Genomic DNA, 12350 nt, shown 5'->3' on the forward strand with positions numbered 1-12350 from the left:
GCTAAACGAAAGCTAGAACAAACCAAATAACTGATAATCCCTTTGAGGAGATTGACCGTGAAGATGACCAAAGCGCTTGTAAAAACCGGGCTTTCCGTACTGTCTGCGGGCATCCTGAGCCAGGCTGTCAGTGCAGCACCCCTGATGACAGAGGGTGATCTGAAAGTGGGTATGGAGATCAGCTATCCGCCGTTCGAATCTTACGACGGTGACAAAGTGGTCGGTTTTGACCCGGAAATTTCCGCTCTGCTGGCAGAGAAAATGGGAGCCACCGCCAGCTTCCACGACACCAAGTTCACCGGCCTGATCCTGGGCCTGGGCGCCAACAAGTTTGATGCCGTTATCTCCGGTATGTACATCACCGAAGAGCGCCTGAAAAAGGCCGATGCGATTCCTTACGGCCTGACCGGCGCCTCCATCCTGGTGATGAAGGACAGCGAGGTTAAACCTCAGACCGCTGAAGATCTGTGTGGCGTTAACGTTGGTTTGCAGCAGGGTACCGCCTGGGTCAGCCAGTTGCAGAGCCTGTCTACTGATTACTGCGAAGCCAACGGCAAAGAGCCGGTAGAAATTCAGGAATTCCCCACCGCTCCTGAAGTTTCCCAGGCGCTGATGTCCCGCAATGTGGAAGCGCAGCTGGAGATTGCCGGCGCTGCCAAGATGTTTGTTGAGCGTACCCGTGGTCGTCTCGAGATCAGCTCTCCGGAACTGGTGTATCCGCAGACCTTGGGTATGTACGTGAAACAGGGCAACACCGAAATGAAAGAGGCGCTGGAAAAGGCGCTGGAAGAGATCAAGGCTGACGGTTCTTACGCTGCTCTGATCGAGAAGTACGAGCTGACGCCGGTCGAATAAGAACGGCAGTTAATGTAAAAAACAGGAGCGAAAAATGAGCCTGGATTGGGAATATTTCTTCTCGTTGTTCACCCTGGCCGCGTTTTGGAAAGCGTGTGTCACGGTGGTGGTTCTCAGTACGCTGTCGTGGGGAATTGGACTCGCTCTGGGCTTCCTCGTAGCTTCTGCAAAAATGTCCAGCCATCGTTGGCTGAATATACCTGCCAAGGTGTACGTGTGGTTCTTCCGCAGCGTACCCCTGCTGGTGGTACTGGTCTTTGTATTCAACCTGCCGCAGCTGTTTCCTTCCACCGGCTCATTCCTCGGCGTGCCGTTTATCGCCGGCCTGGTGAGTCTGGTAGTGACTGAAGCGGCCTACATGGCAGAGATTCATCGCAGCGGCCTGCTGTCGGTGGCCAAGGGCCAGCGCGAAGCGGGCCATGCCCTGAATATCGGATTCCTCGGCGTGCAGCGGATGATCGTGATCCCCCAGGCGATCCGTATCTCCATGCCGTCGCTGATCAATGAATATGTCACCATCATCAAGCTGAGCTCGCTGGTATCGGCGATCTCCCTGCCGGAGCTGCTACAGACCGGCCAGCGCCTCTATGCCCAGAACTTCCTGGTGCTGGAGACCCTGCTGGCAGTGGCGGTGTACTACGTGATGATCGTGACCGTGTTTGGCTCGGTGCTGCAGTGGGCCGAGAGAAAGCTCGATGTGCCTTCACGCCGCCCCGGTACGCTCAGCGATGCCGAGTGCGAACGTTTGCGTAAAGAGGCGCAGCCGTTACCGACCCGCCAGCCGGCGCCGTCCCATGGTGCGCCCAAGGCGCTGCAGCTGCGCGGCATTCAGAAATCCTACGGTGAGCACCAGGTACTCAAAAGCGTTGATATGAACGTGGGCATCGGTGAGGTGATCAGCGTGATTGGGCCGTCGGGCTCGGGTAAAACTACCCTGATCCGCACCGTGAACATGCTGGAAGAGCTCAACGGCGGCGAGATCGTGCTGTTCGGAGAGGATTTCATCAAGGGTGGCGCTACGCCGGATCGAAATCGAGTCCGTGCCGGTATGCTGCGCATCGGCATGGTGTTTCAGAGCTTCAACCTGTTCCCGCACAAAACCGCGCTGGAAAATATCATGATGGCGCCGCGCTACCACGGTAAATCGGCCGATACAGAGGTGGGTCGCAAGCAGGCGCTGCATCTGCTGGATCGGGTCGGGCTGCTGATGCATGCGGATAAATACCCGCATCAGCTTTCCGGCGGTCAGCAGCAGCGTGTGGCGATCGCCCGCACCCTTGCGCTCTCTCCTGATATCATCCTCTTCGATGAGCCGACCTCGGCGCTGGATCCGGAGATGGTGGGCGAAGTGCTCAAGGTGATCCAGGATCTGGCGAAAGAGGGGATGACGCTGATCATCGTGACCCATGAGATGGACTTTGCACTGAACGTCTCCGATCGTGTGGTGATGATGGAGCATGGCGTGATCCAGGCGGATGCGTCACCGACGCAAATCATCAACGCGGATAGCAGCACACCGAATCTGCTGCGTGCAAGAGAGTTTATGGGTAAAGCGGAGGCAACAGCATGATGGCAACAGAAGCGGAACTACGACGCGATCTGGCTGCTTCATACCGCCTGGCAGCGATGCTGGGCTGGGAAGACACAATCTACACTCACTTTTCCGTGCGTTTGCCGGGTGAAGGTGAACCACGCTTCCTGATCAACCCGTTCGGTTATATGTTCGATGAGATCCGCGCCAGCGATCTTATCGTGGTCGATGTAAACGGCAAGGTGGTCGATGGCGACGCCAAATACAACCCGGCCGGCTTCACCATCCACAGCGCTGTGCATATGGCGCGTGAAGATGCACACTGTGTCATCCACACCCATACCCTGCCGGGCATGGCGGTGGCGGCCTGTGACAAGGGGCTGCTGACACTGAACCAGATCAGTGCCGAGTTCCATAACCGGGTCGGCTATCATCCCTACGAGGGGGTGGCGTTCAACCTGGAGGAGCGGGAGCGGATCCAGCGGTCACTGGGCGACAACATCGCGCTGATTCTGCAGAGCCACGGGCTGCTTAGTGTCGGTGAAACCATCGCGGATGCGTTCCAGGTGATGTATTACCTGAACAAGGCGTGCGAGATCCAGCTGGCGGCCGCGCAGATGGCGGCGCTGACACCGGTCTCGGAGATTCCCGAGTCGCTGGCGCAGTACGTCTGCGGCCAGTTCAAGGCGACCGAATCCGAGCGCCAGATGGTGTGGCAGGCCTGGCTGCGTAAGCTGGATCGTCTCGATCCTTCTTATAAGGACTGAGTAGCGGAAATTGCATAGCAACGAAAAAGCCTGGGCGTATCCCAGGCTTTTTTATGCGCGAAATGCTTTGCTGAGACTTAATCCGCCAGTGCGTCTTCAGCCTGCTCCAGCGTCTGACGATATACCTGCGCCTGCTGGTCATTACCGAGCGATACCGCCCTGCGGGCATAGACCAACGCTTCGTTGGGCTTGCCGGTATCGATCAGCGTCTGCGCCAGGTTATTGAATGCCGGCGCATAGTCAGCGTATAGCTCGGTCACCCTCAGATACTGCTCCCCGGCCTGGGCCGGCAGACCCGCGTTATACAGGTGGTTGCCATACCCCATCAGCAGGGAGCGATCTTCTGGCCAGTATTGCAGGCCGGTTTGCCAGGCGGTTCTGGCCTCAGTCTCTGGCGCTGGGCGCTCAAAGGCGGCAACTGCCTGGAAATAGTCCCGGGCATCCGCATCCGGCGGCATATCACCGGGTTTAACCGCCACCATGGCCCAGTAGTCGCCGCGCTGCCAGGTGCGCTCGAACACCTTCATATCGGCTGCATAACGTTCGGTGACGCCGGTGCGCAGGATGATGGTTTCATCCTCCAGGTCATAGCCGATCGCCACTGCGTAGTGCCAGCGCGGGTACCACTCCATCGCCAGGTTTTGCAGTACAAGTACCGGATAACCGGCATCGATGGCGCTGATCAGTGCTTCCAGCTGTGGCTCTATGGGGTAGGCGATACGCTGATACTGGCGTGTGGCGCCGAGCATCTCGACCTGAAAGCTACCCTCGCGCTCCGGCACATAGACCTTGGGTACCAGTTCGTCCGGTGTCACCTGCTGACCGCTGTACTCCAGCAGTGTTGCCAGGGCAGCGGGGCCGCACTGGTACTGCTCCTGCGGGTAGAAGGGAACCTCGGTCAACTCCGCACTCAGCGGCTCCTGCTCTGGCAGTGGGCTGCTCAGCAGGGCGTTGGTCTGGGGTGTGGCGCTGCAGCCACCGAGAATGAGCAGGGTGGCGCACAGGGCGAAGATGGAGCGGAAACGAGAGCGCCCGGGCGATTGCCCGGGCGCGGCTGAGCGCTTAGATATTGGGGAATACATCGGTGGCGCCGAGCAGATCCAGAAGAACAAGAATCAGGATAACGGCCAGAACGGCACCGAGAATACCGCCGGCGGGAAGATCATCCATCTTACCGTCAAGCTGGGCCAGTTCACTGGCGGTCATGCTATCGACACGGTCCTGTACCTGGTTTACATCCACGCCCAGGTCCACCAGCTGCTGCTTGACGTCGTCACGCATCAGCATCTGCTGAATTTCGGAGCGGCGATCCTCCAGGTGGGAGTCAGCGGAGATCTGATCTGTGGTCACGATGGCGGCTGAGGCGGGTACCTGAACGCCGGCGAAGGTGAACAACGCCATGAGAATCCAGGCAAGAAAACGGCTACGTGTCGGTTGGTTTGTCATGGTCTCTCCCAGGCCCTGCTCATCGGGCCTTGTTGGTTAAATGGAACGTTTTGTCCGATAACCAGTATTAGCGAAAGTTCATTTTTACGCCTAATTTAGCGCGAACGAATAGCGTCGCTTTTGGGCTGGGTGGGAGTGACGGGGATTAAAGACAGGAAGTGAAACTGCGGCAACCCGCTGACGGACCCCGCAGTTCTTTGGTGCTATCGGCAGCCGTTCAGTTGAAGTCCGGCAGCTGGGGTTTGACCACTGTTTTTCCGGCGCTCTGCCAGGCGTCGAAGCCGCCGATAATCGAGCTGACATGCAGGTAGCCCATCTCTTTCATCGCCAGCGCAGCCAGTGCCGCCCGGCCACTGGTTTTGCAGTAGAGCAGGATATTCAGATCCCGGGTCGACAGCGCCTCATCGCCGCTCAATTTGAATTCGAGCAGACCGCGCGGAATATTGATCGCGCCAGGAAGATGGCCGGCTGAAAATTCATCGGGCTCACGCACATCGATAATCACATCGGCGGATTTTATCTGTATCTCGGCGGCATCTGCGTCGATCTCCTGAATCTGCGCCTTGGCAGCGCCGACAAGGTCCATGGCCGTTTTCATGATTGCTGTACCTCCATTGGCTGTTTTTTCGCGCAGGCTTCCGCTTTGGCTGCCAGCGTGCGTTGTGTTGTTTCCGGGTCCAGGGTTGCCATCGCCTCGTACTGGCTCAGGTACACGTTGCCGGTCAGCTGTTGCAGCAGGTGGCTGTTGCGCAACTGGTTTCGCGCAGGCTTCCGCTTTGGCTGCCAGCGTGCGTTGTGTTGTTTCCGGGTCCAGGGTTGCCATCGCCTCGTACTGGCTCAGGTACACGTTGCCGGTCAGCTGTTGCAGCAGGTGGCTGTTGCGCAACTGGTCCATCACCGGGCCTTTTACCTCCGACAGGTGCAGGGTGATCCCGGCGATGCCAAGGCGCTCATTGATCGCTTCAAGGCTTTCCAGGGCGCTGGCATCGATCAGGTTCACGCCAGGGCACATCAGTACCAGGGAATCGATACCCGGATGGGATTCCACCAACGCCGCGATGCGGTCTTCCAGATAGCGGGCGTTGGGAAAATAGAGGCTTTCATCCACCCGTACCGTCAGTACGTGGGGGCTTTGCACCACGTGAAAGCGCTCCTCATTACGAAAGTGCTGGCTGCCAGGTAACTGGCCCACCACCGCCATATGCGGTTTGCTGGTGCGCCAGAGAAAAAGCACCAGAGACAGCGCGAGTCCGAGCATAATGCCGGTTTCCACACCGACGATCAGTACGCCGATCAGCGTGGCCAACAGGGCGATACCGTCCTGTCGTGAGTACTTCCAGGTACGGGTGATGGCGCGCAGATCCACCAGGGTCAGCACGGCAACGATGATGGTGGCCGCCAGTACGGCGCGGGGCAGGCTTTCAAACAGCGGGGTGAAGAACATCACCGTCACCCCAATTCCCAGGGCTGAAAGGGCACCGGCCAGCGGTGTCTGGGCACCGGCTTCAAAGCTGACCACGGAGCGGGAGAAACCGCCGGTCACCGGCATGCCGCCGCTGATCGCCGAGGCGATATTGGCGCTGCCCAGGGCGCTGAGTTCCTGGTTGGGGTGGATGCGCTGGCGCCGCCGCGCGGCAAAGGTCTGCGCCACGGAGACCGATTCCATAAAGCCCACCAGGCTGATCAGCACGGCACCGGGCAGTAGCTGGTAGATCAATGCCAGATCGAAGGTCGGCAACTGCAGCGAGGGGAGCCCGGTTGGTACCTGGCCAACCACGGGAACGCCTGCTTCTGCCAGGTTCAGCCAGGCCACCAGTGCCGCGGTGACGACCAGCGCCAGCACCGGCGCGGCGCGGCTCAGATTGGCGGCGGCGCCGGTTGAAAGGCCGATCGCCATCAGGGTGTTTTTGCCCTGTTTGCGCGCCAGGTAAAGAAAGGCGATGCTGCCGAGGCCGATCAGCAGGGTCGGCAGGTTAGTGGAGCCCAGCCCCTCCAGCGTGGAGGTCAGCAGCTCAAAAGCGGTATCGCCACCGGCCTTGATGCCGAGGATATGACGCAGCTGGCCCAGCGTGATCAGAATGCCGGAGGCGGTAACAAAGCCGGAGACCACCGGGTGGCTGAGAAAGTTGACCAGGAAGCCGAGTCGCAGCAGCGACATGCCGATCAGAATCAGACCGGAGAGCATCGCCATCAGCATGGCAGCCTGCACATACTCCGCGCTGCCCGCAGGGAACAGCGGCATCAGGATGGCGCCGGTCATTAGTGAAACTACCGCCACGGGGCCCACCGCCAGCGCCCGGCTGGTGCCGAACAGCGCATAGGCGATCAGCGGCAGGATGCTGGCGTAGAGACCGATCACCGGAGGCAGTCCGGCCAACATGGCATAGGCCAGGCTCTGGGGGATCAGCATCAGCGTGACGATGACGGCGGCGAGGCCATCCTTGAACGCCATATCGCGATTGTATTCGCGCGCCCAGCTCAGGCAGGGCAAAAGGCTTGCGGCTTTGATCTTGGGGAAGCGGCTCATGGTTCGCCTCAGAGCTGGTTCAGCGGGATCTTCAGATATCGGGTGCCGTTATCTTCCGCTGGCGGCAGCTCTCCGGCGCGCATGTTGATCTGGACCGAGGGCAGGATCAGTGTCGGCATACCCAGTGTCGCGTCGCGCTCGGTACGCATCTTTACGAAGCTCTCTTCGGTATGCCCTTCGCCCACATGGATATTGCGCTGGCGCTCCTCGCCCACGGTGGTCTCGCAGAGATACTCGTCGCGACCTTCCGCCTTGTAGTCGTGGCACATGAACAGCCGGGTTTCGTCTGGCAGAGCCAGCAGTTTCTGGATGGAGCGGAACAGGGTGCGGGCGTCACCACCGGGGAAGTCACAGCGGGCGGTGCCGTAATCCGGCATAAACAGGGTATCGCCGACAAAGCCGGCATCTTCGATCAGGTAGGTCATACACGCCGGGGTATGTCCCGGTGTGTGCAGTGCCCTTGCTCGCAGAGTGCCGACCTTGAAGCTTTCTTCATCCTGGAAAAGATGATCGAACTGGCTGCCATCGGTGGCGAACTCGCTACCGGCGTTGAACAGCTTGCCGAAAGTGTTCTGGACTGTACGTATCTGCTCGCCGATGCCCAGCTTCCCGCCGAGGGCCTGTTTCAAATAAGGCGCGGCGCTGAGGTGATCGGCGTGAACATGGGTTTCCAGAATCCACTCCACGGTCAGCTGGTGTTCGCGCACATAGCTGATCAGGCTGTCGGCACCGGCGCTGGAGGTACGGCCAGATGCGGCGTCGTAATCCAGTACCGAGTCGATAAGGGCGCAGTGGTGAGTCGCTTCATCGATAACGATGTAGCTGAAGGTAAAGGTGGCCTTGTCGAAAAAAGGAATAATCTGCATGTAAGCTCCCACGGTTGATGAGGTGTTGGTGGGGATCTGATTGTTCAAATATTAGAATATAATTATATAGAATAAGCAAATAATTAAATGGAATATAAGGTTAAAGGCCAAGCATGTTGGTTCATAAGAGTCTGGTCGAGCCGATGTGTAACAAGCTTTGAGCGACGATGAGGGGTCGTATGTGGGGAAAGCTTAGCCCGTTTTCAGCCTTATTTACCGCTTGCGAGGAGTCTAAAGAAGGCTCTTAACGTTTTCGTGTTGAGGCATTCTTGTCGCTGAATTCCAAACAGCGGGAACTGAAAAAGCCTCCGTGCAGGAGGCTCTTTCAAGTGTACTGCAGGTTATTCGAACGGTTGCGGCGGTGGAGTGTTCTCGGAGGAGGGTGGCAGGATAGGCAGCTGGAAGCTCGGCTGCTCGCCGGTTAGTGACTTCAGGAAAGCCACAATCTGCGCGTTCTCGCCATCGGAGAACTGACGGCCCAGCTGCAGCCGGCCCATGATATCCACCGCTTCGGTCAGAGTCTGGGCTTCACCGTCGTGGAAGTACGGATAGGTCAGTTCCACGTTACGCAGGGTTGGCACTTTGAACATGAAGCGGTCGGCATCCACACCAGTGACGGCGACCCGGCCCTCTACCTCGTTGTTGGTCTGGTAAGGCTCAACAACACCCATTTTCTGGAACGAGCTGCCACCCACGGCCTCGCCGTTGTGGCAGGCAACGCAGCCGCTGTCTTTGAACAGTTTATAGCCGGCCAGCTCATCCGCAGTCAGTGCGTCTTCGTCCCCAAGAAGCCACTGGTCGAACGGCGAGTCCGGTGTCACCAGGGTTTTTTCGAATTCGGCGATGGCATCGGTGACCTGGTCGATGTTGATCTCGTCGTTGCCGAAGGTGAGGCGGAATTCATGCACGTAGCCGGGAATCGACTTCAGCAGATCCACCGCCAGTGTATGAGTGAACGCCATCTCGCCGGGGTTGGCGATCGGCCCGCCAGCCTGTTCTTTCAGATCCGCCGCGCGGCCATCCCAGAACTGCGCCAGGTTCAGGCTTGAGTTGAGTACCGTCGGTGAGTTGATCGGCCCCTGCTGCCAGTTATGGCCGATGGAGGTTTTCAGGTTATCGGTACCGCCCATGCTGAGGTTGTGGCAGGAGTTGCAGGAGATAAAACCGGATTTGGACAGGCGGGGATCGAAGTAGAGCTTTTTGCCCAGTTCGGCCAGGGCGACATTGACCTCTTTGACCGGCTCTATGGGTTGAATCGGTTCATTCGCCTGGCTGAGGCTGGAGATCGCCCCGACAGAGATTGCTGTCGCGGCATAAAGCAAACGGCGTTTGATCGACATGACAGGCATCCTTGTTTGTTATGTATTCAGCGGCCATGCTGGGCTGACTGACCGGTCAAGTCGTTGACATGTGTCAGGCGACGAGGCTGGGCGATGAATTAGTCGAGTTTATCTGTCCGGGAGCAGGAAAAAGGTCCTCAAATTTGCGCCTTGATACGGCGAATTTTTATATGCAGCTCCCCTGAACCTTGTTTTTGGTCAAAACTGCAGCTGTAAATATACAAATCACATCTATTAATTATTGAATTGCCGCCCGCCTGGTTCTAAGTTGGGTAGGCGCAACCTCTGCGCGGGGCAGTGTTTCCGGTGTGTTTTTCTGAAGGGATCGGGCAGGCGAGCGTTGTCTGTCAGCGTTAGAGTTGCCGGCTCTCAACAATCAGTATTTTCTCAGGTGGGCTTGCAGATGGAACCGGGCGCCCACTGCAGCCTGTTGTCTTTGGAGATGTTGTTTGTGGCTACGTCCAATCAGGAAGTGACCTTTGATAATGACGAACTGATCGTCAGCAAAACCGACCTCAAGGGTAAAATCACCTACGCCAACCGCGTTTTCATGCGCGTCTCCAACTTTTCCGAACCTGCGTTGCTGGGCCAGCCTCATAACATTATCCGCCACGAGGATATGCCGCGCGGTGTCTTCTACGGCCTGTGGAAATCGGTGAATGCGGGCCGGGAGTTTTTCGGTTTTGTGAAGAACCGAACCGCTGACGATAACTACTACTGGGTCTTCGCTAATATCACGCCCGATTACCACGACAACAAGCTGATCGGCTTCTACTCGGTGCGACGTTGCGCTCCGGCGGCCGCGAAAGAGGCTGCCATGGGCCTTTACCGGCAGATGCTGGCGATTGAAAAGTCCAAGGGTAAAGCAGAAGGCCCCAGGGCAAGCTGGGATTGGCTGATGGAGCAGTGCCGGGCAGCGGGCTACCCCAGCTATGAAGAATTTATTATTTCTCTTTATCAGAAGTATCTATAAGGATTGCTGATGAAAACCAAAACCAGCGGTATCAGTCAGTCCATCCCGTTTATCGAACAGAAATACGCGATCACCTGTGTCGTATTCGTGCTGTTCACGGTGATCGTCAGCGCGGTCAATGCCTACAACTACGGCATCAGCTTTATCAACCTGGCGTTTCCGCTGCTGACGATCGGTTTTGCCTGGTATTCCTGGCGTGACCACTGCAAACCGATCGCTGCGCTGATTCGCATCAAAGACACCCTGGATGAGGCGCGCAAGGGCAATACCCATGTGCGCATCACCCATACCAAGGGCCTGGGCGAGATCGGCAAGGTCGCCTGGTCGCTGAACGATTTTCTCGACATTGTTGAAACCAATTTCAAGGAGCTCTCCAACAGCTTTCAGGCATCCAGCCGCCGGGAGTTTTACCGCAAGGGCCTGGTCAATGGCCTGCCCGGCGAATTTGGCAAGATGATGAGCAACGTGAACGTGGCGATCAAAGGGATGGAGGATGCGGACAACTTCGCCCGCCAGAACCGCCTGATGAGTGAGCTGCATCACCTGAACACTTCCAACCTGCTGACCAATCTGAAAAACAGCCAGACCGAGCTGGGTGTGCTATCCAGCCGTATGGATGATGTGCTCAATATCGCAGCCGAGAGCCGGGACGGCGCGCAGACCAGCCAGGCGACCGTGGCGGATCTGAAGAAAGCGGTGGAGGACGTCAACAACCGCATGGAAAGGGTGGAACAGGCGGCCAAGCGTCTGGAGAGCCAGAGCTCAACCATCGCCGAAACAGTGAAGCTGATCACCGGGATCGCCGAGCAGACCAACCTGCTGGCGCTGAATGCTGCGATCGAAGCAGCACGGGCCGGTGAGGTGGGTCGCGGCTTTGCGGTGGTGGCCGATGAGGTGCGCAATCTGGCCACTCGCACCCGTTCCTCCACTGGTGAGATCAGCACCATTATCACCGATCTGCAGGAGCAAATTGTCGATGTGGTGTCCCAGACCTTTGCAGTGGGTGAGCAGACCAAGGCGATCGGTACCGAGGTCGATAACTTCTACGCCAACTTTGACAGCGTGGCTTCGGCAGCGCAGAAGACCATCACTCTGATGTCGCGAACCAAGGAACGCGCGTTCGCTTCGTTGGTGCAGCTCGATCATGTGATCTACATGCAGAACGGCTACATCGCGCTGGAGAATAATGGCGAAGGCAGCGAGGCCGATGCCGTTGCGGTCGACCACTTCTCCTGCCGCCTGGGCAATTGGTACTACCAGGGCGGTGGTAAGGATGCCTACGGTACATCCTCGGCCTATCGCAAACTGGAGGGTTACCATGCCGATGTACATAACAACGTGCAGGAAGCGCTGACGCTGGTTAAGAAAGACTGGGTGAGGGACGACAGCGTGCTCAATGATCTGGTGGGCTGCGTCAGCGATGCGGAACTGGCCAGCAAGGGCGTTATCAGCTGCATCAGCGATATGGTGGAAGAGAAAGAGCGCCGCAGCTGAACCCTGGTTTACACTAAAGCTTCTTTTAAAGCCGGGTAGACTGCCAGTCGATCCGGCTTTTTTACGCCTGCCTGAAGTGTCGGAAAGCGTCTGAATACTCGGTTTACCGCTTGATGCGATGCGTCTCTTTTCTCCAGTGCCTCAAGTAGTTCAGGGTTTAAGGATTAAGGTTTAAGGTCGATTTTGACCTGCCTGCGCTCGTCACCTTTCAGGGCGCAAAACTCCTGTGTTCTGCCGCCCGCGTATTTCACGCGTACATTAAATCCCATGCCAGGTTCCTGGTTCAGTAGCAGAGCGCGTTGATCGCCAGGCGCAATGCGCAGCGCGAGCAGTGAGGACTGGCCATCGGCGTTGCCAAAGTCCAGCCTGATCGACTCGATCGGCGTGTCGCTGACGTTGCTAAAGTCGACTCTCATCCCTTCAGGCTCGGCAAATGTGCGCTCAAGCACCAGGGTACTCAGGCCTCCCAGCAGAAAGCATCCTGCCAATAGCGCCTTGTTGATAGGCTTGCCGGATGGCTGGCGATCGTTCGCTGCGTCGCTCATGCCCAG

General features: G+C 57.8%; 11 protein-coding genes. 5 read left to right on the forward strand and 6 right to left on the reverse strand.

Translation table 11 applies throughout. The features are described from left to right. The first annotated feature begins 63 nt into the window (after positions 1-63). Genes CLV83_RS01380 through CLV83_RS01390 form a run of 3 tightly spaced genes read left to right on the forward strand, consistent with a single transcriptional unit; the run spans position 64 to position 3153 of the window. On the forward strand, positions 64-855 hold the full coding sequence (locus CLV83_RS01380) for an ABC transporter substrate-binding protein (protein ID WP_132286455.1): 792 nt from the start codon (positions 64-66) through the stop codon (positions 853-855). 34 nt (positions 856-889) lie between these two features. Further along, a complete protein-coding gene (locus CLV83_RS01385; protein WP_132286458.1) occupies positions 890-2425 on the forward strand; it encodes an amino acid ABC transporter permease/ATP-binding protein in 1536 nt (511 codons plus the stop codon). After that, on the forward strand, positions 2422-3153 hold the full coding sequence (locus CLV83_RS01390) for a class II aldolase/adducin family protein (protein ID WP_207894664.1): 732 nt from the start codon (positions 2422-2424) through the stop codon (positions 3151-3153). Before CLV83_RS01385 ends, CLV83_RS01390 begins: the two co-directional genes overlap by 4 nt. Positions 3154-3230: 77 nt before the next feature. Here CLV83_RS01390 and CLV83_RS01395 read toward each other — a convergent pair whose 3' ends face one another. The 5 genes from CLV83_RS01395 to CLV83_RS01415 form a co-directional block, all read right to left on the reverse strand. Continuing rightward, entirely contained in the window at positions 3231-4235 is a 1005-nt protein-coding gene (locus tag CLV83_RS01395) for a PA2778 family cysteine peptidase (RefSeq protein ID WP_132286461.1), read from the reverse strand. Continuing rightward, positions 4216-4599 (reverse strand): PA2779 family protein, encoded by a 384-nt coding sequence (locus CLV83_RS01400; protein ID WP_132286464.1) that lies wholly within the window; start codon positions 4597-4599, stop codon positions 4216-4218. Before CLV83_RS01400 ends, CLV83_RS01395 begins: the two co-directional genes overlap by 20 nt. A gap of 217 nt (positions 4600-4816) precedes the next feature. Continuing rightward, positions 4817-7126 (reverse strand): sulfate permease, encoded by a 2310-nt coding sequence (gene sulP / locus CLV83_RS01405; protein ID WP_132286467.1) that lies wholly within the window; start codon positions 7124-7126, stop codon positions 4817-4819. A gap of 8 nt (positions 7127-7134) precedes the next feature. Continuing rightward, positions 7135-7992: an MBL fold metallo-hydrolase gene (locus CLV83_RS01410; RefSeq protein WP_207894666.1), complete on the reverse strand. Its 858-nt coding sequence runs from the start codon at positions 7990-7992 to the stop codon at positions 7135-7137. Positions 7993-8333: 341 nt separating this feature from the next. Beyond that, a complete protein-coding gene (locus CLV83_RS01415) occupies positions 8334-9332 on the reverse strand; it encodes a cytochrome-c peroxidase (protein ID WP_132286470.1) in 999 nt (332 codons plus the stop codon). Positions 9333-9735: 403 nt separating this feature from the next. Here CLV83_RS01415 and CLV83_RS01420 point away from each other — a divergent pair, with 403 nt between their 5' ends. After that, positions 9736-10305: a PAS domain-containing protein gene (locus CLV83_RS01420; protein ID WP_243642254.1), complete on the forward strand. Its 570-nt coding sequence runs from the start codon at positions 9736-9738 to the stop codon at positions 10303-10305. Between the two features lie 9 nt (positions 10306-10314). Further along, positions 10315-11799 (forward strand): methyl-accepting chemotaxis protein, encoded by a 1485-nt coding sequence (locus CLV83_RS22835; protein WP_132286473.1) that lies wholly within the window; start codon positions 10315-10317, stop codon positions 11797-11799. A gap of 164 nt (positions 11800-11963) precedes the next feature. Here the strand turns inward: CLV83_RS22835 and CLV83_RS01430 are convergent, their stop codons facing one another. Continuing rightward, on the reverse strand, positions 11964-12344 hold the full coding sequence (locus CLV83_RS01430; protein WP_132286475.1) for a hypothetical protein: 381 nt from the start codon (positions 12342-12344) through the stop codon (positions 11964-11966). Positions 12345-12350 lie beyond the last annotated feature (6 nt).

It is taken from the genome of Marinobacterium mangrovicola (genome assembly GCF_004339595.1).
In the GTDB taxonomy this organism is placed as follows: Bacteria; Pseudomonadota; Gammaproteobacteria; order Pseudomonadales; family Balneatricaceae; genus Marinobacterium_D; species Marinobacterium_D mangrovicola.